Origin of the sequence: Microbacterium sp. SLBN-154 (assembly GCF_006715565.1) — a bacterium.
GTDB lineage: Bacteria > Actinomycetota > Actinomycetes > Actinomycetales > Microbacteriaceae > Microbacterium.
In genome coordinates this window covers 1-24469 of the sequence record NZ_VFNL01000001.1, presented here as the reverse complement: position 1 = coordinate 24469, position 24469 = coordinate 1, and the positions used below count along the sequence as shown (strand labels likewise).

General features: G+C 70.8%; 30 protein-coding genes. 15 read left to right on the top strand and 15 right to left on the bottom strand.

Annotation, left to right across the window (positions count from 1 at the left end; all coding sequences use genetic code 11):
- Positions 1-4 precede the first annotated feature (4 nt).
- From paaA to paaE, 5 genes are read left to right on the top strand one after another with little or no spacing between them, the layout of a single operon-like run.
- Positions 5-979: a 1,2-phenylacetyl-CoA epoxidase subunit PaaA gene (gene paaA, locus FBY40_RS00145; protein ID WP_141935349.1), complete on the top strand. Its 975-nt coding sequence runs from the start codon at positions 5-7 to the stop codon at positions 977-979.
- Complete coding sequence (gene paaB / locus FBY40_RS00140; RefSeq protein ID WP_141935348.1) at positions 979-1284, top strand: 1,2-phenylacetyl-CoA epoxidase subunit PaaB; 306 nt, start codon at positions 979-981, stop codon at positions 1282-1284. Before paaA ends, paaB begins: the two co-directional genes overlap by 1 nt.
- Positions 1281-2135 carry a 1,2-phenylacetyl-CoA epoxidase subunit PaaC gene (gene paaC / locus FBY40_RS00135; RefSeq protein ID WP_141935347.1) on the top strand — a complete coding sequence of 285 codons (855 nt, stop codon included), beginning with the start codon at positions 1281-1283 and terminating at the stop codon, positions 2133-2135. The genes paaB and paaC overlap by 4 nt, the downstream gene beginning before the upstream one ends.
- Positions 2132-2647, top strand: coding sequence for a 1,2-phenylacetyl-CoA epoxidase subunit PaaD (paaD, locus tag FBY40_RS00130; RefSeq protein ID WP_235014385.1), 516 nt, complete (start codon positions 2132-2134; stop codon positions 2645-2647). Before paaC ends, paaD begins: the two co-directional genes overlap by 4 nt.
- An 11-nt stretch (positions 2648-2658) precedes the next feature.
- Positions 2659-3816 (top strand): 1,2-phenylacetyl-CoA epoxidase subunit PaaE, encoded by a 1158-nt coding sequence (paaE, locus tag FBY40_RS00125; RefSeq protein ID WP_235014382.1) that lies wholly within the window; start codon positions 2659-2661, stop codon positions 3814-3816.
- Positions 3817-4166: 350 nt separating this feature from the next.
- Here the strand turns inward: paaE and FBY40_RS00120 are convergent, their stop codons facing one another.
- Positions 4167-5099, bottom strand: a complete 933-nt coding sequence (locus FBY40_RS00120; RefSeq protein ID WP_141935345.1) for an ROK family protein — start codon at positions 5097-5099, stop codon at positions 4167-4169.
- Positions 5100-5150: 51 nt separating this feature from the next.
- On the opposite strand from FBY40_RS00120, the gene FBY40_RS00115 reads away from it, so the two are divergent.
- Together FBY40_RS00115 and FBY40_RS00110 are read left to right on the top strand one after the other, a co-directional pair.
- Positions 5151-5786 (top strand): NAD(P)-dependent oxidoreductase, encoded by a 636-nt coding sequence (locus tag FBY40_RS00115; protein WP_141935344.1) that lies wholly within the window; start codon positions 5151-5153, stop codon positions 5784-5786.
- Between the two features lie 2 nt (positions 5787-5788).
- Entirely contained in the window at positions 5789-6238 is a 450-nt protein-coding gene (locus tag FBY40_RS00110; RefSeq protein WP_141935343.1) for a MarR family winged helix-turn-helix transcriptional regulator, read from the top strand.
- Here the strand turns inward: FBY40_RS00110 and FBY40_RS00105 are convergent.
- A complete protein-coding gene (locus FBY40_RS00105) occupies positions 6216-7199 on the bottom strand; it encodes an SDR family NAD(P)-dependent oxidoreductase (protein ID WP_141935342.1) in 984 nt (327 codons plus the stop codon). The two genes, FBY40_RS00110 and FBY40_RS00105, sit on opposite strands and share 23 nt — an antisense overlap.
- Positions 7200-7249: 50 nt before the next feature.
- Here FBY40_RS00105 and FBY40_RS00100 point away from each other — a divergent pair, with 50 nt between their 5' ends.
- On the top strand, positions 7250-7825 hold the full coding sequence (locus FBY40_RS00100; protein WP_141935341.1) for a TetR family transcriptional regulator: 576 nt from the start codon (positions 7250-7252) through the stop codon (positions 7823-7825).
- A gap of 38 nt (positions 7826-7863) precedes the next feature.
- Here FBY40_RS00100 and FBY40_RS00095 read toward each other — a convergent pair whose 3' ends face one another.
- Positions 7864-8337 carry a YdeI/OmpD-associated family protein gene (locus FBY40_RS00095; RefSeq protein WP_141935340.1) on the bottom strand — a complete coding sequence of 158 codons (474 nt, stop codon included), beginning with the start codon at positions 8335-8337 and terminating at the stop codon, positions 7864-7866.
- A 103-nt stretch (positions 8338-8440) separates the two neighbouring features.
- On the opposite strand from FBY40_RS00095, the gene FBY40_RS17235 reads away from it, so the two are divergent.
- Both FBY40_RS17235 and FBY40_RS00085 read left to right on the top strand, forming a co-directional pair.
- A complete protein-coding gene (locus FBY40_RS17235; RefSeq protein WP_160141300.1) occupies positions 8441-9529 on the top strand; it encodes a hypothetical protein in 1089 nt (362 codons plus the stop codon).
- Positions 9530-9657: 128 nt separating this feature from the next.
- Positions 9658-10650, top strand: coding sequence for an NADP-dependent oxidoreductase (locus FBY40_RS00085; RefSeq protein WP_141935339.1), 993 nt, complete (start codon positions 9658-9660; stop codon positions 10648-10650).
- A 6-nt stretch (positions 10651-10656) separates the two neighbouring features.
- On the opposite strand, the gene FBY40_RS00080 is transcribed toward FBY40_RS00085, so the two are convergent.
- Positions 10657-11088, bottom strand: a complete 432-nt coding sequence (locus FBY40_RS00080; RefSeq protein ID WP_141935338.1) for a GIY-YIG nuclease family protein — start codon at positions 11086-11088, stop codon at positions 10657-10659.
- A gap of 70 nt (positions 11089-11158) precedes the next feature.
- On the opposite strand from FBY40_RS00080, the gene FBY40_RS00075 reads away from it, so the two are divergent.
- A complete protein-coding gene (locus FBY40_RS00075) occupies positions 11159-12091 on the top strand; it encodes a zinc-ribbon domain-containing protein (protein ID WP_141935337.1) in 933 nt (310 codons plus the stop codon).
- A gap of 9 nt (positions 12092-12100) precedes the next feature.
- On the opposite strand, the gene FBY40_RS00070 is transcribed toward FBY40_RS00075, so the two are convergent.
- The 4 genes from FBY40_RS00070 to FBY40_RS00055 all read right to left on the bottom strand — a co-directional run bounded on the left by FBY40_RS00070 (position 12101) and on the right by FBY40_RS00055 (position 14124).
- Complete coding sequence (locus tag FBY40_RS00070) at positions 12101-12451, bottom strand: UBP-type zinc finger domain-containing protein (RefSeq protein ID WP_141935336.1); 351 nt, start codon at positions 12449-12451, stop codon at positions 12101-12103.
- A 30-nt stretch (positions 12452-12481) separates the two neighbouring features.
- On the bottom strand, positions 12482-12961 hold the full coding sequence (locus FBY40_RS00065; protein WP_268815542.1) for an NAD(P)/FAD-dependent oxidoreductase: 480 nt from the start codon (positions 12959-12961) through the stop codon (positions 12482-12484).
- A 273-nt stretch (positions 12962-13234) separates the two neighbouring features.
- A complete protein-coding gene (locus tag FBY40_RS00060; RefSeq protein WP_141935335.1) occupies positions 13235-13690 on the bottom strand; it encodes a CinA family protein in 456 nt (151 codons plus the stop codon).
- Positions 13690-14124: a hypothetical protein gene (locus FBY40_RS00055; protein WP_141935334.1), complete on the bottom strand. Its 435-nt coding sequence runs from the start codon at positions 14122-14124 to the stop codon at positions 13690-13692. Before FBY40_RS00055 ends, FBY40_RS00060 begins: the two co-directional genes overlap by 1 nt.
- 215 nt (positions 14125-14339) lie before the next feature.
- Here FBY40_RS00055 and FBY40_RS00050 point away from each other — a divergent pair, with 215 nt between their 5' ends.
- The 3 genes from FBY40_RS00050 to FBY40_RS00040 all read left to right on the top strand — a co-directional run bounded on the left by FBY40_RS00050 (position 14340) and on the right by FBY40_RS00040 (position 15971).
- Positions 14340-14624, top strand: coding sequence for a hypothetical protein (locus FBY40_RS00050; RefSeq protein WP_160141299.1), 285 nt, complete (start codon positions 14340-14342; stop codon positions 14622-14624).
- A 94-nt stretch (positions 14625-14718) separates the two neighbouring features.
- Complete coding sequence (locus FBY40_RS00045) at positions 14719-15579, top strand: SDR family oxidoreductase (RefSeq protein WP_141935332.1); 861 nt, start codon at positions 14719-14721, stop codon at positions 15577-15579.
- A gap of 50 nt (positions 15580-15629) precedes the next feature.
- A complete protein-coding gene (locus FBY40_RS00040; protein WP_124292297.1) occupies positions 15630-15971 on the top strand; it encodes a DUF7882 family protein in 342 nt (113 codons plus the stop codon).
- A 242-nt stretch (positions 15972-16213) separates the two neighbouring features.
- On the opposite strand, the gene FBY40_RS00035 is transcribed toward FBY40_RS00040, so the two are convergent.
- The 6 genes from FBY40_RS00035 to FBY40_RS00015 form a co-directional block, all read right to left on the bottom strand.
- The gene (locus FBY40_RS00035; RefSeq protein WP_141935331.1) at positions 16214-16567 is read right to left on the bottom strand and encodes a DUF7882 family protein; all 354 of its coding nucleotides are present in this window, start codon (positions 16565-16567) and stop codon (positions 16214-16216) included.
- A gap of 7 nt (positions 16568-16574) precedes the next feature.
- Positions 16575-16733 (bottom strand): hypothetical protein, encoded by a 159-nt coding sequence (locus FBY40_RS17230; RefSeq protein ID WP_160141298.1) that lies wholly within the window; start codon positions 16731-16733, stop codon positions 16575-16577.
- A gap of 118 nt (positions 16734-16851) precedes the next feature.
- Positions 16852-19128 carry a glycoside hydrolase family 3 N-terminal domain-containing protein gene (locus FBY40_RS00030; RefSeq protein ID WP_141939940.1) on the bottom strand — a complete coding sequence of 759 codons (2277 nt, stop codon included), beginning with the start codon at positions 19126-19128 and terminating at the stop codon, positions 16852-16854.
- Positions 19129-19223: 95 nt separating this feature from the next.
- Complete coding sequence (locus tag FBY40_RS00025; RefSeq protein WP_442922847.1) at positions 19224-20105, bottom strand: carbohydrate ABC transporter permease; 882 nt, start codon at positions 20103-20105, stop codon at positions 19224-19226.
- Positions 20102-21115 carry a carbohydrate ABC transporter permease gene (locus FBY40_RS00020; protein WP_141935330.1) on the bottom strand — a complete coding sequence of 338 codons (1014 nt, stop codon included), beginning with the start codon at positions 21113-21115 and terminating at the stop codon, positions 20102-20104. The genes FBY40_RS00025 and FBY40_RS00020 overlap by 4 nt, the downstream gene beginning before the upstream one ends.
- A gap of 1 nt (position 21116) precedes the next feature.
- Positions 21117-22406 (bottom strand): ABC transporter substrate-binding protein, encoded by a 1290-nt coding sequence (locus FBY40_RS00015; protein WP_141935329.1) that lies wholly within the window; start codon positions 22404-22406, stop codon positions 21117-21119.
- A 158-nt stretch (positions 22407-22564) separates the two neighbouring features.
- On the opposite strand from FBY40_RS00015, the gene FBY40_RS00010 reads away from it, so the two are divergent.
- Positions 22565-23563 carry a LacI family DNA-binding transcriptional regulator gene (locus tag FBY40_RS00010; RefSeq protein ID WP_141935328.1) on the top strand — a complete coding sequence of 333 codons (999 nt, stop codon included), beginning with the start codon at positions 22565-22567 and terminating at the stop codon, positions 23561-23563.
- On the opposite strand, the gene FBY40_RS00005 is transcribed toward FBY40_RS00010, so the two are convergent.
- A partial coding sequence (locus FBY40_RS00005) for an ROK family protein (protein ID WP_141935327.1) occupies positions 23535-24469 on the bottom strand: 935 nt, incomplete at its 5' end. The two genes, FBY40_RS00010 and FBY40_RS00005, sit on opposite strands and share 29 nt — an antisense overlap.

Below are 24469 nucleotides of genomic sequence, written 5' to 3'. Positions count from 1 at the left end.
GACGATGACGGACCTCACCGCAGAGGAGCAGCACTTCGATGCGCTCATCGCCGCCGATCAGCGCATCGAACCCCGGGACTGGATGCCCGACGCCTACCGGCGCACCCTCATCCGGCAGATCTCGCAGCACGCGCATTCGGAGATCATCGGCATGCAGCCCGAGGGCGGCTGGATCACGCGCGCTCCGAGCCTCAAGCGCAAGGCGATCCTGCTGGCCAAGGTGCAGGATGAGGCGGGCCACGGCCTCTATCTCTACTCCGCCGCGCAGACCCTCGGCATCACTCGCGACGAGATGACCCAGCAGCTCATCGACGGCAAAGCGAAGTACTCCTCGATCTTCAACTACCCCGCACCCACCTGGGCCGACATGGGCGCCATCGGCTGGCTCGTCGACGGGGCGGCGATCTGCAACCAGGTGCCCCTGTGCCGCGCGTCGTACGGCCCCTACGGGCGGGCGATGGTGCGCATCTGCAAGGAGGAGTCGTTCCACCAGCGGCAGGGGTTCGAGATCCTCCTCACCCTCATGCAGGGCACCGCCGAGCAGCGGCAGATGGCGCAGGAGGCGGTGAACCGCTGGTACTGGCCGTCGCTGATGATGTTCGGACCGCCCGACGACGCCTCCCCCAACTCGGCGCAATCGATGGCGTGGAAGATCAAGCGGTTCTCCAATGACGACCTGCGTCAGCGCTTCATCGGGATGCTGGTGCCGCAGGCCGAGATCCTGGGTGTCACCCTGCCCGATCCCGAGCTGCGGTGGGACGAGGAGGCGCAGCGCTGGCACACGGGCGAGCTGGACTGGGACGAGTTCCGCGAGGTGCTCGCCGGCCGGGGCCCGCTCAACGCCGAGCGGCTGCGCCACCGGAAGGCCGCGCATGACGACGGCGCCTGGGTGCGCGAGGCTGCGGCGGCGTACGCGCAGAAGCGGGCGGAGGTTTCGTCTCGCTCCGCTCGCTCAACCACCGAGCGGGCGGTGGCGTGATGCCGACGCCGGGATCGTCCGACCGCGAGAGCTGGCCGATGTTCGAGGTGTTCGTCCGCTCCGGGCGGGGCCTCAGCCACGTTCACGTCGGATCGCTCCACGCGCCCGACGCCGAACTGGCGCTGCGGAACGCCCGCGACCTCTACACGCGCAGGGGCGAGGGCACATCGGTCTGGGTGGTCCCGGCCGAGGCGATCACCACCAGCGACCCCGACGCGAAGGGAGCGTTCTTCGAGTCGTCGTCAGGGAAGAACTTCCGCCACGCGTCGTACTACACCGCCTCCGAGGGGGTGCCGCACCTGTGACCGATCCTCACACCGCCGTCGACGCGCACCCGCACGCCGAGCCTCATCCGCATGTGGATGTGATCGAGCATGAGCTCGCCGCTGAGCTGCTCGGCGGCGACACCGTCCCGGCCACGCGCGATGTGGCCGAGTACGCCCTGTGGCTCGGTGACGACGCCCTGATCCTCTCGCAGCAGCTCATACAGTGGGTCGCGAAGGCTCCCGAGCTGGAAGAGGATGTGGCGCTGGCGAACATCGCGCTCGATCAGCTCGGCCACGCACGTTCCCTCCTCCGCTACGCCGGCACTGCCGACGGACGGAGCGAAGACGATCTGGCGTTCTGGCGCGACGACATCCAGTTCCGCTGCGCGTGGCTCTTCTGCCAACCGAACGGTGATTTCGCGCACACGATCGCCCGTCAGCTGATCGCGTCGACGTATCAGTTCGCCCTGTACTCGGCGCTGCAGTCCTCTCCCGACGCCACGCTGGCCGCGATCGCCGCCAAGGCGGTGAAGGAGGTCGAGTATCACCGCGATCACGCCGTGCAGTGGTCACTCCGGCTCGCCGGCGGCACCGACGAGTCCCGACGCCGCATGATCGTGGCCGTCGCGGATATCTGGCCGTACGTCGGCGAGCTCTTCCGTGACGAGCCCCCGATCGACGGGCCCGCCGGCATCGCGGTGCGGCCGTCGACGCTGCGCGACGAGGTCGACCGGGTTCTCGACGCGGTGTTCGCCGAGGCCGAGCTCGACCGCCCCGACGTGGCCCCTTCGAGCGGAGGCGGCCGCCGCGGCATCCCGTTCCCCGCTCTCGGCGCGATCCTCGCCGAGATGCAGGTCCTCGCCCGCGCGCACCCGGGAGCGACCTGGTGACCGCCCGCGACATCCCGAAGACCACCGCCGCGCCGGACCTCGACACCGCCCGGCGTATCGCCGGCGCCGTCGCCGACCCCGAGGTGCCGGTGCTCACCATCGCCGACCTCGGCATCCTCCGCGACGTCGCGGTCGACGGCGACACGGTGACGGTGACGCTCACCCCGACCTACTCCGGATGCCCCGCGGTCGACGCCATCCGCGACGACGTCGTGCTCGCCCTCACCGGTGCGGGCTTCGCCCGCGTCGACGTGCGCCTGACGCTCGCCCCCGCATGGACGACCGACTGGATGAGCGAGGACGGCAAGACCAAACTGCGGGCCTACGGCATCGCCCCGCCCGCCGGTCGGGCGGCGGTGCGCGGCCCGATCCCCGTCACGCTCGGCGTGGCGTGCCCCCGATGCGGAACGCTGCACACCCGCGAGGTGTCGCGATTCGGGTCGACGGCGTGCAAGGCACTGTACGAGTGCCAGGAGTGCGGCGAGCCGTTCGACCACTTCAAGGTGCACTGAGGAGCCTCGCCGTGAGCACCGCCCGCGCGACCGACGAGGTCGCCGAAACCCTCCTCGCCAATACCCGCGGCGGGGGATCCCGCCGTCGCGCCCGCTTCCACACCCTTGAAGTGAGCGGGGTGCGCCGGCTCACCGACGACGCGGTCGAGGTGACCTTCCTGGTGCCGCCCGAGCTCGACGACGAGTACGCCTTCCTCCCCGGCCAGCATGTCGCTCTGCGTGCGCACCTCGACGGCGACGAACTGCGACGGTCGTACTCGCTGTGTCGGCCGCCGACCCCTGGGTCGATCAGCGTGGCGATCAAGCGCGACGTCGGCGGCCGGTTCTCCACCTGGGCGCAGACCGGCCTCCAGCCTGGCGCGCACATCGATGTGATGAGTCCGCAGGGCTCCTTCACCTCCTCGCTCGCCGACCTCGATGGCGCCCGCGTCGCCGGGATCGCCGCAGGATCGGGCATCACCCCGATCATGGCGCTCGCCACCGCGGTGCTCGGTCGATCGACGTCGTCGCGATTCACCCTCGTATACGCCAACCGTTCCTCGGCCGACGTCATGTTCCTCGACGATCTCGCCGACCTGAAAGACCGCTACCCCACCCGGCTGGCGGTGCACCACGTCTTCTCGCGGGAGGAGCGGGCGGCGCCTCTCCTGTCGGGACGCCTCGATGACGAGCGCATCCGCGGGATCTTCTCCCACGTCGTCCTCCCCGACACGGTGGACGAGTGGTTCCTGTGCGGGCCGCTGGAGTTGGTCGACCGGTGCCGCACGGCACTGACGGATGCCGGGGTGCCGCGCGACCGCGTGCGCTTCGAGCTGTTCACGACCGGCGTCGAGGGTTCCTCCGCATCGGCGGTCGCCCCGCCCCCGCGTCCGCGGGCCGACGAGCCGGTGCATCGCATCGACCTGCGGCTCGACGGGCAGAGCGCGAGCGTCGCCTCGCCGGTCCACGCGCGCGAGACGGTCCTCGCCGCGGCACTGCGGGTGCGGCCCGATGCGCCGTACTCGTGCTCGGGGGGCGTGTGCGGCACCTGTCGCGCGCGCCTGGTCGACGGTGCGGTCACGATGGACGAGAACTACGCGCTCGAGCCCGACGAGATCGCCGCGGGCTACATCCTCACCTGCCAGTCGCGGCCCACCACTGAGAGGGTGGTCGTCGACTACGACGTGTGACGTCGCGCCCCGCGGCGCGGCTGCGCCCCGCTCATCCGTCGTGCCCCGCGACGGGGCAGCGGCCCGTTCATCCGTCGCGGATGTACGCCTTTGGGACCTCAAGGCGTACATATCCGACGGATGAAGGGTCGGAGGGGTCGGGTTGCGCGCCACGATCGCGCGTCCCCAGGTCGGCTCGCCCGCCGCCGCGCACCGCGGCGGCGCGCTCGCCGCATCCTGCCGCGCCTACCTCTTGTTCATCCGTCGTATTTGTACGCCTTCAGAGCCTTCAGGCGTACATATCCGACGGATGAAGGAGGGAAGGGCGGGGTTCCCGGGCGGGCGCGCGGAGAGGGAGGGGGCGACGGGCGTCAGAGCAGGTCGGCGCGGGCGCGCAGCGCCGCGGCGCCGAGGAGCGGTCCGTCCGTCGACAGGCCCGACGGTCGCACCATGATCGGTCGGGTGCGGGGGAGCACGGTCCACCGGATGACCGCGGCGTCGACGAGGTCGAGGTAGTCGGGGCGCACGCGTGAGAATCCGCCGCCGATCGCCACCACGTCGAGGTCGAGGAGCGCCGAGACGCTCGCGATCGCCTGTCCTACCGCCTCGGCCGAGCGCCGGGTGGCGGCCTCGGCGATCGGGTCGCCGGCGACCACGGCGGCGGCGAGGTCTTCGCCCCGGTCGCCCCGCCACCCCTGTCGCCGGGCCCACGCGACGGTCGCAGGACCGGATGCGGTCTCCTCCAGGGTCGTCCCTTCGCGGTCGGTGCGGTGGTCGGCGGGCTCGACGACGTGGACCTGACCGATGTGGCCGGCGTTGCCCGTCGTTCCCGACAGCAGGCGGCCATCGACGATCAGCCCACCGCCGACGCCGGTCGAGACGACCATGCCGAGCGAGGTGGTCGCGCCGCGCGTCGCTCCGAGCCAGTGCTCGGCCAGCGCGATGCACGTGCCGTCGAGCCGCAGGGTGGTGGGTGCGCCGGCCGTGTCCTCCACCAGGTCGCGCAGGGGGAAATCGTGGATCGCGGGCATGTTGAGCGGGCTGATCGTGCCTCGGACGAGGTCGATCGGGCCCGCGGCTCCCACGCCGGCGCCGAAGACGCGGGCGGGCGCAGCCTGCAGGCTCCGGGTGGTGACGGACCGGATGGCGCCGGTGAGCGCTTCGGGGCCGATGGCGCGTCCGGTGGGCAGCCGGTGTCGAGAACCCGGCACGACGGCGCCGGCCCCTGCTCCATCGGCGACGACGAGAGCGGACTCGACCTTCGTGCCCCCGAGGTCGACAGCCAGGATCACATCACCCGTCACGCGTCACACGCTACCGCGCCCGCCATCTGCTTTAGCCACTAAAGTAAAGCCATGACCACGATCGCCCTCTTCGGCGCCACGGGGAAGACGGGGCGACGCGTCCTCGACCGTGCGCTCGCCGCCGGCCACTCCGTGCGCGCTCTCGTCCGCGACCCCCACGCGCTCCGTGTCACCTCGCCGCTCCTGACCGTCGTCCCCGGTGACGTCCGCGACCCCGCCGCGGTCGCCGAGACGGTGCGCGGCGCCGACGTCGTCCTCAGCCTGTTCGGTCAGGTGAAGGGCTCGCCGCCCACCCTGCAGACCGACGGCACGCGCGTGATCGTCGAAGCCATGCGTGAGGCCGGTGTCAGCCGCATCGTCACCCTCTCGGGCGGAGGTCTGCGCGACGACGAGCACGACAGGCCGAAGGCCGCCGATCGCGTCATCCGGTTCCTCCTCAAGACCCTCTCCGGTTCTGTGCTCGCCGATGCCGAGGGCCACCTCGCGGTGCTGCGCGCTTCCGGGCTCGACTGGACCGTCGTGCGCGGGCCGCGGCTGACCGAGAAGCCCGGAGTCGGGTCGTACCGGGTCGGCTGGGTCGGCGTGAATGCGAGCACGCAGATCAGCCGCGACGATCTTGCGGATTTCCTCCTGACGCAGGTAGACGACCGGACCTTCGTCGGGACGATGCCGTTCGTGAGTGCGTGAGGATGGATGACCGCGACACCGCGATCGGCAGAGTGCTCGAAGGGGTGGTGTCAGCGCGGCGGTTGCTCGGCGACGCCCGGCGGCGACCCTTCGCCTCGCTGATGCTCACGACCTCCCAGCTCGAGGCGATGTTCCTCCTGTCGCACACGGCAGAGCCGGTCACGCCCGGCCGGCTCGCACAGCGCCTCGGGATCACCGCCGGCGCGGTCACACAACTCGTCGACGGGCTCAGGAAGTCGGGTCTCGTCGAGCAGGCGCCGCATCCGACCGATGCGCGCTCACGTGTCATCCGGCTCTCACCGTCCGCGCGCGCCGAGGTCGACGTCTTCGAGGCCGGAGTGGTCGCCGAGATGCGTCGGCACTTCGCGGGGCTGTCCGAGGCCGAGCTCATCGTGCTCGGCGACCTCTTGTCGCGCGTCGGCGACGGCGTCAGTCCGCAGCGCGAGGGGTGACCTGCGCGCGGTCCGCCCGTGCTCCGGTCGCAGCCTCGAGCCACGACCACAGGCGTGATTGCCGCCCGGCGTCGAACGTGACCGCCTCGGCGCGGGTCTCGCGACCGATCTCGATGTAGGCGTCATTCCTGTCGGCGTGCCGGTCGCCGAGGGCGAGAGCGACGGCGTGGCGGGCGGTGCCTCGCGGTGTCGTCGCCCCCGGGAGGACCGACATCGCCGGCATGACGTTGCGCCACACCCAGTCCATGTAGGCGGGCATGCCGCGCACGAGACCCGTGCCCGCGACGAGCCCGGGGTCGTAGACGTTGAGGCGCTGGGCCGAGGCGCCCAATCGCGCCGCCCACGGGTGCGCGAGGGTGACGAGCGCCAGCTTGCTCGTCGCGTAGGCGATGCCGCCCCGCTCGCGTTCGATGCGGAACCCCCCACGGGGTGTGTCATCGGTGAGGGCGAGCTCGGCCGGCTCCTGCCAGACGGGGTCGGGGACGAGCCCGAAAGACCGGCGCTTGCCGCGGTGGGTGGAGGAGCCGGCGAGGACGACGTGGCCCCCGGGGCCGAGGAGCGGCTGGAGTCCTCGCAGCAGGGCGTGCTGGGCGATCACGTTGATCGCAAAGGTCAGCTCGTACCCCTGAGCGCTCGTGTGACGACGATCGAGGAACTGCCCGCCGGCGTTGAGCATCGCCGCATCGAGCGGGGGGAGCTCTCCCGTGCGGATGAGCTCGGCGATCTCCTCGAGCGCCGAGCGGACGGAGTCGAGGTCGGCGAGATCGAGAAGGATGCCGCGGACATCGGCGCCCGCATCGCGCGACCTGGCCACGGCCTCATCGAGCGCGCGCGGATCGCGCGCAAGGAGCACCAGGCGAGGTCGCGCGGGGTGGGCGAGGAGGCGCTCGAGCATGGCGTGGCCGATGCCTCGGGTCGGTCCGGTCAGCAGAACGGTGGGTGTGATGTCACTCTGTGTCATAGCGGCAGAATAGATGATGTCACAATGTGACGCAAGGGTAGAGTGGGCGGATGCCGCGTTGGCCAGAGGATTCCCGCGAGCGACTCGTGGACGCCGCGATCTCGCTCTTCGTCGAGCGCGGCTTCGCCGCGACGACGGTCGAGCAGATCGCCACGGCGGCGGGCGTCACGCCGCGCACGTTCTTCCGGCACTTCCGCGACAAGGAGGAGGTGCTGTTCACGGAGGAGGACGAGCTGCTTCCCCTCCTGCTCGCTGCGATCGCATCGCTCGAGCCGCCGTTTCGCGCCGAGGAGCTGATGCGCCACGCGCTCGGCGCGCTGGCCGACAGGATGGAGCCGGAGCGGACGCGCCTGCGCGAACGGCACGCGATCATCAAGACCGACGTCGCCCTCACCGGTCGCGAGCTCGCCAAACAGGCTGCGTGGCAGCCGCAGATCGCTGCGGCGATCGCCGCGCGCGGCTACACCGAGGCTGACGCAGAGCTGCTCGCGGCCATCGGGTTCGCCCTGTACCGGACCGCCTTCGTCGGCTGGCTCGAGGACGACGCACGCGAGCCGCTGCGCGATCGGGTGGACAGGGCGCTCCCGTCGGCGCGGACCGTGATGGACCTCGCGATCCCGGGCTGAGTGCCGGCTGCCCGGCGAGGGCGATGCGTGCGGACGTTTCAGAGGGAGCGCAGCAGCGCCTCGATCCGACGGGCGCGCGTGGCTGCTGTGCCCGCGCCGTCGACGGGCACGAGTTGACGGCGGCGGGCGGCCGGGGGCTGCAGATCCCATCGCTCCCGCAGTCCGGCGGCATCGAGAGCCTCGGCGAGGTCGTCGGGCACCGGGACGTCGTCGGGGTCGACCGGCGCGAGCCACCCCGTGACAGGGTCGCCGGTCTCCAGGCGCAGCCGGCGCAGCAGGGAGGAACCCGCCCAGACGAAGGTGTCGTCGATCACCGGGGCGCGGGTCAGCGCCAGGTTCACCGCGACATCCTCCAGCCGCCCGGCGACCCGCCGCGTCGCCGCGTCCTCGGCGGCGGCGACGAGGGCCGGGGGCACCCGCAGCACGGTGTAGCGCGACCGCCCCCACACCATCGGCTCGATGAACCCGGTCACCTCGTGCGGGTCACCCAGAAGCGGCCACGACTCGCTCACGTCATCCTCCGTCAATCGCCCGCGCGGTCGGCGCACCCGGACTCTACCGGCCGAGACGGCGCGGCGGTACGGTGACCTCACTCACCTCGTCGAAGGGGATGCCGTGACATCGTCCGCCGCTGAGCCCATGGTCCCCGTCGTCGCGACCGCCCGGGTGCGGGTGGAGAGCGAGGCGTTCTACGCCTTCGTGGCAGCCGCGGCATCCGGCGGTGCGCTGGGTCTCCTTCTGGGATGGTTCGGGGCGCCCCGGCCCCTCGCCGGTGAGGGCTCCTTCGGGTGGATCTCGGCGGCAGCCTGCGCGGTGACGGCGATCTGCGCGGCGGGCGTCGGCTACTGGCGTGCCCGGAAGACCCGTGGACACGAGCGGGGGCTGGTGCTGTCGTCGTGGCGATTCGGTGTCAACGCGGTGGCGGTGTCGCTCGTGCATGCAGGACTCGCGGCGCTGGCGGCCGTCGCCGTCTTTCTCGTTCTCAGCGCGGGGATGATCGGCTGGCAGGTCGAACCCTTCTGGTCGGCCGTGCTGATGGGGACGGCGACGGGCATGACCGCCTATCTCGTGTATCTGTCCGCTTCCGGGATGACGACGCGGCGAATGTCGTCGCTGCTGCTGGCGTTCGTCGTTGTCGGGACCCTCACGGCCATGGTCACGACTCCCGACCCTGACTGGTGGGAGATCCACTTCAGCCACCTCGGCACCTTCTGGCACCTCTCGAGCGTCGTGTTCAACGGCACCCTGATCGTCGGCGGGCTCCTCGTCACGGCTTTCGCGGTCTACGTCGCCCACGACCTTGCATCGGTGGCCGCGTCCGGTGGTCTCGACCCGAGAGCGCGCTGGCGCGTGGTGCCGACGCTGTTCGTCATCATGGGCCTCATGCTCGCGGGGGTCGGGGCTGTTCCGGTGAATCTCAGTCTGCTCGTCCACAACCTCTGCGCGATGGGGCTGGCGGCGATGTTCCTGGGCCTTCTGGCCGGAGGTCGTTGGCTCATGCGCGGCTTGCCCCCCGCGTACTTCCGGGCCGCAGGGCTGTTCCTCGTCGCGTTGCTGGTTTCGGTGGTGCTGTTCGTCACCGGCTACTTCACCCTCACGGCTTTCGAGATCATCGTCTTCGCCCTCATCTTCGGCTGGATCGCGGTCTTCATCCGGTTTCTCACCGCCGACCAACCCGCTGATGCGGTCGACGCACTGGCGTGAACGGGGCCGACTCCGGCGATTCGCGGACACGATGCATCCGTTCTGGTGCTTCGGACCGAATACCTCTGTGACGCGGACGATGGTGTCCGCCGAGCCACCCGGCTCGGCGATGGTGGAAGGGGACCGGCATGGCGAAGAAGCTGACGGAAGCGACGGTGGTCGAGTACGACCGCACAGGCGATGCCGATGTCCTGGAGGTGCGAACCACCGAGCTCCGACCGCCGGGTCGCGGCGAGGTCACCGTGGAGATCATCACCGCGGGCATCAGCCACATCGACGGCTTCATCCGCAGCGGCCGCGAGGACGCGTTCGCGAACGACCCGTTCCCGCGTCGCTCGGGGAGCGACTTCGCCGGCACGGTCGTCGCGGTCGGAGAGGACGTCCAGGGCTTTCCGAAGGGGACGGATGTCGTGGGGCACGTCCGCGCGGGAGCCCACGCCTCGGCGATCACGGTGCCGACGTCGGTTCTGGTGAAGAAGCCGCGCACCGTGTCGTGGGAGGCCGCCGGCGGACTCTTCCTCGCGGGAGCGACGGCTCTCGACATCCTCGACCAGGTGCGCATCGGCGAGGGCGACACCATCGTGGTGTCGGCTGCGGCGGGCGGTGTCGGCAGCATCGAGGCGCAGATCGCGCGATACCGCGGAGCGACGGTCATCGGCACGTGCGGCGAGCGCAACTTCGATTACCTGCGGCAGCTCGGCATCAAGCCGGTGCTCTATGGGCCGGGCATCGCCGACCGCATCCGCAAGGCCGCGGGAAAGCCCATCACCGCGATGATCGACAACTTCGGGCAGGACGGTCGCGCGCTCGCCGAGGATCTGGAGGTCTCGCCCTCGCGCTACCGCTCGAGCGAAGACCGTCGCGACGCCGAGGTGCGGTTGTTGCAGGACGACCCCGAGTCGGTCGCCCAGGCGACGTCCCTGTTGGAACGGGTGGCCCAGCTCGCCGAGAAGCGCGCCTTCACGCTGCTGGTGTCGGGGCTCTATGCGCTCGGAGACGTGGCCGAGGCCTACGCCGATCTGGGCAAGCTCCACGCGCGCGGGAAGGTGGTGCTCGCCACGCGACCGGTCACGACGGTGCGCACGCTCAAGGCGCGGGATGTCTGGGAGGCGGCGGGATGACGGCCGTCACAGCCGCTCCCGGTGCGCGCTGCTGACCCATCGGGCATACGAGCCCCACGGATCGACGCTGCCGGGAAGGGCGCCGATGTGCGCGAGGAGTTCGGGCGCGGAGGTGAACCATTCGCCCCCCTCACGCAGGTGGGCGAACAGGTCGTGCCGTGAGCGCTCGACGGTGCGATCGCCGGGTTCGAAGGCGAGCAGCTCGTCGTGCATGATCGCGCGGAGGCGCGCGCGGGGCTCACGGGTGGTGCCGATCTTCACCCGCTCGGCGTACCCGAGGTAGTACACGACGTCGACCCGCGGCGACGGAAGGTCCGGATCGGGGGCATCTCCCACCCGCCAGTCGCACACGGAGCAGAACCACTCGCCGTTCCGGCGATCGCCCCGACGCGCGCCGCACAGCACGCACGGCCCCGGCATCACCCGCCTGATCCCCATGGCGACACGATACGTCCGGTCTACGACACCACGGCCGGCCGTGTCGGATGCCCGCGCTAGGTTCGCGGCCATGGCGGAGAGGGTGGAGCTGTGGTGGGCGAGACGGCAGTTCTCGCGGGGCGCCGAGGTGCCGTACGCGGTCGGCACCTACCGCGAGGCGTGGGCCGCCTACCCTGCCGTCGCGCGCCAGTACCACCCCGACCTCAACGCCGGGATCGCGCTGTCGCAGATCCCCCCGGCCGCCGACGTGCTGCTGCGGTGGCAGTGCGACGCGGGACACCTCTTCGCCGCCACCCCGGCCGAGCAGCGCAGTCGTCCCGGGCGTGTGCGCCGACGGTCGGCCTGGTGTCCCGAGTGCCTCGACGCGGCAACGGGGCGCGGTGCCTTCCCGGCACTGACGCTGATGGCGCCCGGCATCGAGGCCGCTCCGCCCTCGCTCTCGCCCTCGCCCCCGTCCTCGCCCTCGCCCCCGCCGACGCTCGCGGCGCCGGCCCGCGCCCGCGCGTCACGTCCGCAACGACCCCGCACCCGGCCCCGCCGCATCTGCGAGAAGACCCCCGATCTGCCGTCGGGCACCTCCTTCGCCAGCGCGTGTGCACCGAAGCCCGCGTCGGCGGCGGAGGCGCTGCTGCACGAACGGCTGTTCGGCGCGCTCGCGGTCACGCGAGGTCACACCGCGGTCCGCGTCTCGCGCCCGTTCTTCGAGCACCGCGAGGTCTGGCCCGACCTCGTCCTGCCCGAGCTGCGCATCGCCGTCGAGTACGACACGATCGGCCGGTTCGGCCTGGAGCACGTGGGCGCCCGCGAAGACTCCGACCGGCGCAAGGACCGACTCCTGCGTGAGGCCGGCTGGGAGGTCGTGCGCCTGCGCAGCGGCAAGCTCGAGAAGCTGGGTCCCTATGACCTGCAGATCACCACGGCGGGCCCGCGCACGGTGGGCCTTCTGCTCGACGCATTCCGCGGCATCCGGGGTCCTCTCCTCATCGATGCCTACGCGACGTGAGCGATCGTGTCATCGATCCTGCAGGATCTGCCTCCAGTTCAGCGGGACGCGACCCCGCGGCCCGGGCGCCGGCTGGTCGTCGGGATGACTGCGAGGCGGCGCGAGCGCGGGCCCGTCGACGATGCGCTCGTCGACATAGTCCCAGAACCAGTCCTCGCCCGGTTCGAAGCTCTGGATGACGCGGTGCCCCGTCTCGCGGAAGTGGTCCGTCGCATGACGGCCGAGCGAATCGTCGCAGCATCCCACGTGCCCGCAGGCCGCGCACCGCCGCAGGTGAACCCACCAACCGTCGTGCGCCAGGCACTCCACGCACCCGTCGCCGCTCGGGGGAGCCTGCGGATCGATGGCTGTCTCACTCATGGGTTCCCTCTCCGGCGAACGGGGGCGCGGTCATCCCGCCAGGGCACGGTGCACCGAGGCGACGGCGCTGGATCCCTCTCCGACCGCTGCGGCCACGCGCTTCATCGAGCCGCGTCGCACGTCGCCGGCGGCGAAGATGCGCGGGAGCGAGGTCTCGAAAGGGAGCGGCTCGCGCCCCATCGCCTGCCACCGCGTCAGCGACTGCACGGTGATGTCGGTGCCCGTGCGGACGAAGCCGTCGTCGTCGCGGTCGAGGTCGGGGAGCCAGGCCGTGGCGGGGTCGGCGCCGATGAAACAGAACAGGCCGCGCGCATCGACTTCGCCCACGCTGTCGATCGCGACTCTGCGCAGCCCCCGGTCGCCCTCGAGACCGACGATGTGCGACCGGGTGTGAACCTGGACGCGCGGGTCATCGGTGAGGCGGTCGACGAGGTAACTCGACATGCGCGCCGAGAGGTCGTCGCCGCGCACGACGAGGTGCACGGGGCATCCGTTCGACGACAGATACAGCGCCGCCTGGCCGGCGGAATCGCCCTTGCGCGCGCGACGGGACGGACCTTCCCCGGCGCCACCAGGATGTCAACGGGGTCGACCGACCCGTCCGACGGCGGGACAGTGGATGACATGAGTGACACGACAGGATCCCATCGCGGGGAGGGAGTGCACCCTTGCGTGCGGGGAGTGCACCCTCGGGTGGGGGGAGGGAGTGCGCCCTCGGAGGGAGGGAGTGCACCCTCGGGTGTGGGGAGTGCACCCTCGGGGGGAGGGAGTGCACCCTCGGGGTCAGGCGAGGCGCTCCAGGAAGACCTCGAGGGCCGCGTCGACGCTCGCCTCGAGCACCTCGCCGGGGTCATCGGTGTCGAGCTCCAGCATCCGGTGGCCGGTGCCGGCGTCATCCGCCCAGCCGACATAGACGGTGCCGGCAGGGTGTCCGTCCGACGGCTGCGGACCGCCCACGCCCGTCACCGAGACGGCGACGTCGGCGACGATCAGCTGCCTCACGCCGCGGGCGAGCTGCTCGGCGCACTCGGGCGAACAGGGGTCGGTACCCGGTTCGAGCCCGAGAACGCGCTCCTTCACATCGAGCGCATAGCAGACCACACCCCCGGCGAACCACTCCTGCGCCGACTCGCCCTTCCCGATCGTCGAGGCGAGCAGGCCGCAGGTCAGCGATTCGGCCACGGCAAGCCGTGCCCCGCGATCCTGGGCTCGCTGTGCGAGCGCCTCGACGGCGTCCATCAGGGGTGGACGCCCGGAGCGGTGTCGTCGTCCGACGGACTCTCCACCTCTCGGACCAGGGCGTCGAGGTCGACGTCGTCATCGAGTCCGGCGTCGCGGAGGCGACGGGAGAGGATGTCACGCAGCTGGTCTTCACGGGCGTTGCCCAGTTGGATGTCGGCCCGGGTCTGCACGAGGATGCCCCGCACCTCTTCGCTCAGTGTCGTGGCGTTCTGATCCTCGAGAGGGGCGTCCTGCGTGCCGACCCCGTCGGACTCGCCGCCGCGGGGGCCGACGCCGGCGATGTCGTTCTGGCTGGACGCCTCGGCGTCGGTGGAACCCGTGCCCTCCGGGGCGACCGCCGGCGCCGCGCCGGAGTCGGCACCGCCGCCGCCGGCGGGCGTCGGGCTCACGGAGGCTGCCTGGTCGTCGTCGTGCGGCTGGTTCGTGGTCATGTGGTGTTCCCTTCCCGGGGGCGGTGCCGTCGATGGACGATACCGCGGCTGTCGCCCAGCCTGGCGCGCCAGAGCTCGGTTCGCACCCGCTTGACGGCCTCGGGGAGGCGGGGTAGCGGCAGGGAGGTGCAGCCGCGGAAGTGGTCCGATCCCCGCTGTCAAGGGTCTGGGTGACGCCGCCCCTCCGGGCGCACCATCGACGGGAGGTGAAAGCCATGTACAACCTCAGCGAAAGGTTCTTCGAGTTCACGCCGGTGTCGGGTGACTCGTGGCAGCTCTGCGATCGCGCCCTGCCCGACGGCGACCCCCGCGGCGTGATCGCGATCGTGACGCGCGTCGCGTTCGGGGTCGACGTGATCTGGGGTCGGGGTATCCGCGCACCCCACCACTTCGGCTGCCTCGACGATGTCCTCCGCACCGCCGTGGAGGTGCTGTCGTGCGGCAGCGCCGGACCCCGCCGCCCGGTGCCGATCCCGCATCGTCGGCCCGCGCGCGGGTGAGCCGCGCGGCATCCGTCTGTCAACCCCCTCGCCCACGCGCTCATCTGCGACGAGCGTCGAGGCGACATCCCCCGTCGACCTCGAGGAGTACCCCATGTCGGATCGCGCCGAGCAGGAATTCCCGCCCCAGGGCCAGGAGCAGCCCGGGACCATCGATGAGATGACGCCCGCCCCCGACCACGGCGAGACCGGCTACGTGGGCTCTGGCCGGCTCGCCGGCAAACGCGCCCTCATCACCGGCGGTGACTCCGGCATCGGCCGGGCGGTGGCCATCGCGTTCGCGCGCGAGGGGGCGGACGTCGTGATCACGGCGATGCCGGAAGAGGAGGAGGATGCCGCGGGCACTGTCTCCCTCGTCGAAGACGCCGGTCGCACCGGCGCGGTGCTCGTCGGCGATCTGCGCGACGAAGGGTTCGCGACGAGCATCGTGGATGAGGCCGTTGAGCGGATGGGCGGTCTCGACATCGTCGTGCTCAACGCCGCTTACCAGGCCGATCGTGACAGTCTTGCGACCCTCTCCACCGAGGAGTTCGATCGCGTCTTCCGCACCAACCTCTATGCGCTGATCTTCACCGCGCGCGCCGCCCTGCCGCGGCTGAGGGCGGGAGCGTCGATCATCGTCACGTCGTCGGTCCAGGCGTTCCAACCCTCGCCCGGGCTCATCGACTACGCGATGACGAAGGCGGCGCAGGTGGCGTTCGTGAAGGCGCTCGCGCAGGAGGTCGGTGAGCGGGGCATCCGTGTCAACGCCGTCGCTCCCGGGCCGATCTGGACGCCGCTCATCCCTGCGACGGGCTTCGACGAGGAGAAGCTCACCTCCTTCGGTTCCGACACCCCCCTCGGGCGTGCGGGCCAGCCTGTGGAGCTCGCGGGCGCATATGTCTACCTCGCCTCGGATGACGCGTCGTACACGTCCGGCGCCATCCTCGCCGTGACCGGGGGCAAGCCGCTGTAGCGGCGGGTGGTCGACGCCGCTGCGGGCACCGGACTGACTAGGATCTGATCATGGGTAGGTTCATCTACGACACGATGGCGAACTCCGTTGACATCGAAGACCGGACGCTCGCTCACCTCCGGATCGTCGTGATGAACAAGCTGCGCCGGTCGGAGTCGTTCATGTTCGACGTCGAGATCGGCGACGGCAGCGGACGGCGCAGCTTCTGGATGCATCCGTCGGTGCCGATGCAGTTCCACTTCTTCGGCAGTCGGAATCCGCGCATCAACCGCCTCTGGATCGAGGAGCTCATGCTCGCCGCGAGCGGCCCGAACGGCCTCAGCATCTCGCCCGAGCCGGCAGAGGAAGAGAACCCGCCGAGCCCGGGTTCGGCCCCCCGCGGTCTGAGCTGACTCCCGCGGCGGACGCTCCTGCGTCAGGGCGGGGACGGCCCCGCAGCTCGTCGCGCCCCGCAGCTCGTCGCGCCCGGCCGCTCGTCGTGCCCGGCCGCTCGTCGCGCCCGATCGACCGCGACCCGTCGACGAACGCTGCGTCCGCGGCATCCGAACCGCATTTTCTGACGGCTCGTGTGGCGACGAGGGCTCGCGGGTCGGTGTGGGCGCCCGCGTGCGGGAGGCGGCCGCAGACAGGTGTGTCAGCGGAGGGCGCGCAGCTCGGCGATGTGCGCCGGGGCGTTCTCGTTCGAGGCGTCCATGTGTTCGGTGATCAGCGTGATGCCGCCGCTCGAGTTGGCCGAGCCAACGAGCTCGTCGATCCAGGCGCGGCTGATGGTCGGCTGCTCAGGTTCGTCGAAGACGAAACGCAGAGGAATCGACGGGTGCAGCCAGATCGTGCTGCGCCCGGTCGGTTCGTCATCCGGGTGCCGCCACGAGACGGTGAAACTCTCGTCGCGGCGGAGCTTCGTGGCGATGACGACCTTCAGGTGCGACAGCGCCCGGTCCTCGATGTGGATGGGCGTCGCCGAGCCGCCGTAGAAGATGGTGCCCATGCGCGGGTCACCCCCGCCCGAGCGGTGCGGCGGAGCGCTCGGGGGGAAGGAGCGGATTCGGTTCCGCCGGGTTCGGAGCGGTCGGTTCGTCCGGCGTCGGGACGAGGGGCTCCGCGGGGGTGGAGCCCGGTGTCTCCTCAGGAAGAGGGAGTGCAGCGAAAGTCATGACAACCTCCTTCACGCTCCACCCTGCGCCGAACCGGGCCGTCAGCCCAGTGGGTTGACGGCCCGGCGTCGGAGGTATACCCGCGCGCCCGCGTGTGGGTGCCTCGACGTTCCGCCTGTCAGCGGACGGCGGCGGCCGCGGAGGTCGGCACCCTGCCGTGGGAAGCCGCCGCAGGCGTGATGCGGGCGGTCGCGATCCGCGGATCGCCTGCCCCCACGGGGTGGACCTCTCCGGTGATCTCGAGCGTCGCCGTCGTCTCGCGTTCGGCGACCGACGCTCCCACCCACAGGTGGATCGTGCCCGGTTCGACGATCCGGGTGAGGTCGCGTCCGCTGAAAGCGAGCCGCTGGGTGGGAACCTCGAACGTGACCGTCGCCGCTTCGCCGGGCTCGAGGGTCACCCGCTGGTAGGCGAGCAGCTGGGCCTGCGGCCTGGTGATCGTGGCGACCGGATCGTGGGCGTACAGCTGCACCACGTCGGTGCCGCTGCGCTCGCCGGCGTTGCGCACCGTGACCGTGGCCGTGAAGCTCCCGCCGGCGGCCACCGACCGATCGGCGGTGAGGTCTTCGCGGGCGAACGCGGTGTAGCCGAGACCGTGCCCGAAGGGCAGCACGGGCGCATTGCCGGCGCTGGTGACATCGGAGGGTCCCCCCAGGAGCGGGTGCAGGTAGGTGTAGGGCTGCGCGCCGGCCGAGCGGGGGAGTGACACCGGCAGCCGGCCCGACGGGTTGACCGCACCGGTGAGGACCGCCGCGAGCGCCGCGCCGCCCTCTTCCCCGGGGAAGAAGGACTGCACGACGGCGGACGGGGAGCGCTCGCCCTCCACCGCCCACGCGATGGCGTAGGGGCGCCCTGTGAGGAGCACCATCACGACCGGGGTGCCGGTGGCGACGACCGCCTCGACGAGCTCTCGCTGCAGGCCCGGCAGGTCGAGGGACTCCACATCGTTGCCCTCGCCGACCGTGCCGCGGCCGAACAGGCCCGCGCGGTCGCCGACGACGATGACCGCGACGTCGCTCGCCGCTGCCAGATCGACCGCCGACGCGATCCGCGACCGGTCGTCCCCCTCGACGTCGCACCCGGGCTCGTGGGAGATGTGCGCGTCGGGGAGCGCGGTGCGCAGTGCCTCGAGCACCGTGGGGATCTCGAAACCCATCGCCGTTCCCGGGTGGTGCGCGAGAACGTGATTGGCGAACGAGTAGCAGCCCATGAGGGCTTCCGCGCTGTCGGCGTTGGGCCCGAGGACCGCGATCCGGCGCGCGCCGGGGCCGAGCGGCAGCATCCCGTCGTTGGTCAACAGCACCGTGCTCTCCTCGGCGAGCCGGCGCGCCACTCGGCGGTGGGCGGGGCTGTCGAGGTCGATCTGCCGGGGCGGGGTGTCGAAATCGGCGTCGAGCAGACCCAGCTCCTCCTTCTGCGTGAGGACCCGCGTCACCGCCCGATCGATCACCGCCTCGTCGAGGAGGCCGGAGCGCACGCGCTCGATGAGCGCGGGGTAGGCGTCGAGCGTGGGGAGCTCGACGTCGATTCCGGCCTCGAGCGCGAGCTGCGCCGCCTCGCCGAGGTCGGCGGCGATCTGGTGCATGGTGTGGAGGAAGGCCACCGCGAAGTAGTCCGCGACGACCACGCCGTCGAAGCCCCACCGGTCGCGCAGCAGCTCGGTGAGGTATTCGGAGGAGGCGGCGACGGGCACGCCGTCGATCTCGGCGTAGGAGTTCATCACCGAACGCACTCCGCCGTCACGCACCGCCATCTCGAACGGCGGCAGGAAGACATCGGCCATCTCGCGGGGGCCCGCGTGCACGGGCGCGTGGTTGCGACCGGCCTGCGAGCCGGAGTAGCCGACGAAGTGCTTCAGGGTGGCGTGCACCCCCGCATCCTGCAGTCCCCGCACGTACGCGGTGCCGATCGTGCCCACGACGTAGGGGTCTTCGGCGATGCATTCGTCGACCCGGCCCCATCGCGGGTCGCGGATGACATCGAGCACCGGCGCGAGTCCCTGGTGGATGCCGAGCTCCCGCATCGACCCGCCGATGAGGCGGCCCATCTCTGCCACGAGGTCGGGGTCGAATGCCGCGCCCCACGCGAGCGGGGTGGGGAACGTCGCGGCCTGCCATGCGGCGAGTCCGGTGAGACACTCCTCGTGCACGAGCGCGGGGATGCCCAGCCGGGTCTCACGCTGCAGCCGACGCTGCTCGTTCCACAGCCACTCCGCCCGGGCGATGGGATCGACCGGGCGGGTGCCGTAGACCCGCGTGAAGTGCCCGATGCCGTGCACGACGGCATCCTCGAACCGGGTCGAGGTCTTCATCTCGCCCGCGAGCGGGGCCACCACCTCATCACCCTGATCGATCCAGAAGCCGACGAGCTGGCCGAGCTTCTCCTCAAGGGTCATGCGGCGGACGAGGTCCAGGACGCGCTCGGATGCCGAGAGGGCAGGAGGGAGTGTCACGATGCTGCTTTCTTCGATGTCGACGAGGGGAGGAGGCGTCAGCCCTTGACGGCGCCGGTCAGGCCGCCGACGATGCGACGCTCGAACAGGCTGAAGAAGATCAGCGCGGGGAGCATCGACAGGGACGTGAACGCCAGCACCCGTGCGGTGTCGACCGAGTACTGCGAGGAGAACTGCTGTACACCCAGGGGGAGGGTGAAGGCCGCCTCGTTGTTCAGGATGAACAGGGGGAGCAGATAAGCGTTCCAGCTGCCGATGAACGCCAGGATCGCCACCGTGATGACGCCGGGGATCGACAGCGGCAGCACCATCCGCCAGAAGAACGACAGTCGCCCGCATCCGTCGATGTAGGCGGCTTCCTGGATCTCGTCGGGGATGGCACGCAGGAACGGCACCAGGATGATGATCGTCACCGGGAGCGCGAACGCGATCTGGGGCAGGATGACGCCCGGAAGGCTGTTCATCAGGCCGAGGTTGCGGATCACGATGTAGAGAGGCGTGATCGCGACGGTGATGGGGAACATCAGCCCTGCCGCGAACAGGGCGTAGAGCGCGCCGCGGCCGCGGAAGCTGTATCGGGCGATCACGTAGCTGGCCATGAGCCCGAGCGCGACCGCCCCGAAGGTGGTCGCCAGCCCCACGAGGGTGGAGTTGCCCACCTGCGTCCAGAACTGCGGGGCCGCCAGGACGCTGGCGTAGTTCTCCCAGCGCCACTCGGTGGGAAGCCCCGCCGGGTTGACGGTGATCTCGGAGTTGCTGCGGAACCCTCCGATGATGATGTACAGCACCGGGCCGAGCATCATCCCGATCACGACGAGGGCGATGAAGTAGACGCTCGGCGGGCCCCAGGGAAGCTTCTTCGCCGGCGCACCCTTGCTGCGTCGCCCGGCGACGCGGGTGGTGATGGTCATGGTGCTCATCCGGCACCCCTTTCGGTGATCGCGCCGGCGGTGTCGCGTCGCAGCACGTAGCGCTGATAGACCAGGGCGACGGCCAGCGAGATGAGGAAGATGACGACGGCGACGGCGTTGCCGTAGCCGAAGTTCCCGGCGTTGCGGCCCGTGGCGACCATGTAGATGGCCATGGTGTTGGTGCCGGCGACCGACGCGACGTACTGACCCCAGATGATGTAGACGAGGTCGAACAGCTGCAGCGCGCCGATGATCGACAGGAACGCCCAGATGCGGACGGTGGGTCCGAGCAGCGGCAGGGTGATCCGCCGCTGGATCTGCCAGTACGACGCCCCGTCGATCGCGGCGGCCTCGTACAGCTCTTCCGGAATCGACTGCAGACCCGCGAGGAAGAGGATGACGGCGAAGCCGACGTACTTCCAGGTGAGGATCGCCATCAGGGTCCAGATCGCGATCGCCGGGTCGGAGAGCCAGTCCGCCGCGAGGAACCCGAGCCCGGCGTTCTCCAGGAAGCCGTTCAGCGCCCCGCGCGTGGCCAGCAGGAGGCTGAAGCCGGTGCCGACCACGACCTCGGCGATGACGTAGGGGACGAAGATCAGCACCCGGATGACGGACTGACCGCGCATCTTGCGGTTCAGCAGCAGCGCCAGCAGCAGTGCCACCGGGCCCTGCATCACCAGGGAGGCGACGACGATGAAGGCGTTGTGCCCGAGCGCCGCCTGGAAGTTCGGGTCACTGAAGATGACGAAGTAGTTCTGCAGGCCGACGAAGTCGGTGGCGGGGCCGAACCCCGACCAGCGGAAGAATCCGTAGTAGGCCGCCATCACCACGGGGAGGATGACGAAGCCGACGAAGAAGGCGACGGCGGGGCCCACCATGAGGAGGACTTCGAGCCGGCCGGACCAGCCCAGGCTGCGCGGACGACCCTTGTCCCGCCGCACGGACGGGGGCGGCGTGGCGCCGCCCCCGTCGTGCTGCGCGAGATCGGAGTCCGTGGTGGACATCTCGCGAACGGTCATGTCAGCCCTGCGCACCCGCCGTGTTGACCGACTGGATGAACTGCTCGGGGTCGCTGTTGCCCGCGAGCATGTCGACGACCGCGACGTTCAGCGCGTTGCCGACGTTCTGACCGAGGACGGTGTCGAGCCACTGCGACGCGAACGGGGCGTTGTTGTAGGCCTCGAGGATCGACAGCAGGTAGGGCTCGGTGACCTCTTCCTGGGCGACGGTGTTGACCGGCGGCGACTGGAAGGCCTCGTAGTACAGCTTCTGCTGGTCGGCGCTGGCGACGAAGTTCAGGAAGTCGGCGCACTCGTCGGGAGCCTGCTCGGCGCAGGAGTAGCCGTCCACACCGCCCATCATCGATCCGGGCTCGCCCTCGCCACCCTCGATCTCGGGGAACGGGAACCACGCCAGGTCGGGCAGCGGCTGCTCGTCCGGCGTGAGCGAGGCGATGACACCCGGGTTCCAGGCGCCCATGAGCTCCATCGCGGCCTGACGGTTGGCCACGAGGCCCGCCGACGAGCCGGCGCCCTGCTGGGCGGGCGTGGTGAGGAAGCCTTCGTTGAAGGGCTCGATCGAGGCGAAGTCCTGGAGGTTCTCGGCGGCGCGCGTCCAGCACTCGTCGCTGAAGTCCTTCGAGTCGCCGGTCTCTTCGATCACCTCGGGGCTGCACTCGCGGAGGGCGAAGAAGTAGTACCAGTGAGCGGCCGGCCACGCGTCCTGGGCACCGAGGGCGATCGGCGCGATGCCGGTCTCCTTGAGCGCCTCGACGGCCGATTCGAGCTCGTCGATCGAGGTGGGGGTCTCCTCGATCCCGGCCGCGGCGAACGCGTCTTCGCTGTAGAAGAAGCCACCGGGCAGAACGGAGAGCGGCATCGCCCACACCGAGTCCTGGTAGGTCTCGGCGGCGAACGCGCCCTCGGGAATCTCGGCGCGGACGTCGTCGGAGATCAGATCGGTGAGGTCCTTCAGCTGGCCGGCGTTGACCATGTCGGCGAGCTTGCCGCCGCCGCGCTGGAGGAAGATGTCCGGCGGGTCGCCGGCGTTCAGCGCCGTCTGCAGCAGACCGTCGAGGTCTTCGTTCTGCACCGACTGCATCTCGATGGTGACGCCGGGGTTCTCCTCCTCGAACGCCTCGATGGCGTTCGCCCAGAACTCCTGGCCGGGGCCGGTGGTGGAGTTCTGCCAGAGGGTCATCTGCACGCTGCCGTCAGCGGACTCGCCTCCGCCTCCACCGGCGCATGCGCTCAACACGAGCGCGCCGGCGAGCAGTGACACTGCGCCCGCTGTGATTCTGCTGGCTTTCATGTGATTCACCTGTTCTCTTCCTTGAGGTGCACTCTCGGTCCTCGAGGTGCTGCGAAATCCGGGCTGCTGTCGGGACCCGGACGGCGTCCAGTCTTCGTAACGGAAGGAAAAGTGTCAAACGTTTTCGAAAACAGTTTCAATGGCGCTAGCATCCCCCCATGGGATCCCGTCCGACCATCACCGACGTCGCCCGCGCGGCGGGCGTCTCGGCGGCGACGGTGTCGAAAGCCGTGAACGGTCGCTACGGCGTCGCCCCCGACACCGTCGAGCGCGTCCTGCAGGTCGTCGCCGAGCTCGGCTACGAGTCGAGCCTGGTCGCCTCGAGCATGCGATCACGCAGGACCGGCGTGATCGGGGTGCTCGTGGCCGACTTCGAGCCGTTCAGCGCCGAGATCATGAAGGGCGTGGGGCGAGCCCTTCGCGACTCGCACTACGACCTCCTGGCCTACAGCGGTTCGCGTCAGCAGAACGGCGAAGGGTGGGAGCGCCGCTCCCTCAGCCGGCTGAGCGGAACCCTCATCGACGGGGTCATCATGGTCACCCCTACCGTGGTCGGCGCGAGCGCCGAGGTGCCGATCGTCGCCGTCGACCCCCACACCGGTCGAGCCGACCTGCCGACGGTCGAATCCGACAGCTTCGCGGGTGCCCGCGAGGCCACCCGGTACCTGCTCGAACTCGGCCACCGGCGGATCGGCTTCATCGCCGGTCGCCCCGATCTCCGGTCATCCATCCTGCGGGATGCCGGGTACCGTCGTGCGCTGTCGGATGCCGGGGTGGCCTACGACCCGTCGCTGGTGCGGGTCGGGATGTATCAGCCCGACGTCGTGCGCGAGCAGGCACGCGGCCTTCTCGGCCAGGACCGCCCGCCGACCGCCGTCTTCGCGGCGAACGACCTGTCCGCCCTCGGCGTCATCGACGTCGCCGCCGGGATGGGACTGCGGATCCCCGACGACCTGTCGGTGATCGGCTTCGACGACATCCCCGACGCGACGCAGGGACCGGTGTCGCTGACGACCGTGCGCCAGCCGATGCAGGGACTCGGCGCGACCGCCGCCGGCATGCTCGTCGCGCTGATGAACGGCGAGACGCTCGACGCCACGCACGTGGGGCTCGCGACGCGGTTGGTGGTCAGGGGGACGACGGCGCCGCCGCGGTGACCTCGGCGCCGAAAGCGGCGGGCTCGGGGAGCTCGGGAACGCTCGAAGGATCGGCCAGGAGCCCGTCGAAGACGACCTCGGCCGCGCCGATGAGCAGCCGATCCTCGGCGAGCGAGGCCAGGCGCAGCTGCAGGTCTTCCGTCGCGGCCGGCATCGCCTGGGCGCGCACGCGCGCGAGAAGGTCGTCGACGTCCACGTCGGCGATGGTCGCCAGGAACCCGCCGAGCACGACCACGGAGGGATTCAGGACGTTCACGGCGTTGGCGAGAGCGGTGGACAGGATGCGGCGCTGCCGCTCGACCTCGGCGGAGACGGCGGCGCGGCTGCCGGGATCGGGCGGATCGGCGAGCGCGGAGGCGAGTGTCGGCTCGTCGGCGGAATCGAGCCCGACGGCCGCGAGGAGCCGCGATCTGCTGACCTCGTCCTCGAGGACGCCGTCGGCGGCGAGCCGGTCTGCTCCGTCGGCGATACCCGGACGGTTCTGACCGAACTCGCCCGCGTATCCGCCGGAGCCTCCGACGGCGACCCCGCCGACGATGAGTCCGCCGCCGATGCCGCTCGCGCCGCCGTTGAGGTAGACGACGTCGTCGACCCCGCGGGCGGCGCCGAAGAGGTGCTCGGCCATCGCCCCGAGGCTGGCGTCGTTGGCGACCCGGGTGAGCAGGCCCGTCGCCTCGGCGACGAGGTCGCCGAGGGGGACATCGCGCCAGTGCAGGTGGGGGGCGTCGCGGACCAGTCCGTCGGAGGCGCGGACGAGGCCCGGGACGGCCAGGCCGATCCCCGCGATCGCGGCATCGGCGAGCACGCCTTCGCGCCACGCCTCCAGTCGTGCCGCGAGGAGGGCGGTGGCCTCCTGGGGAGTCGGCGGCCGGTCGACTTCGTGACGCTCGCGGACGACGGTCGTCT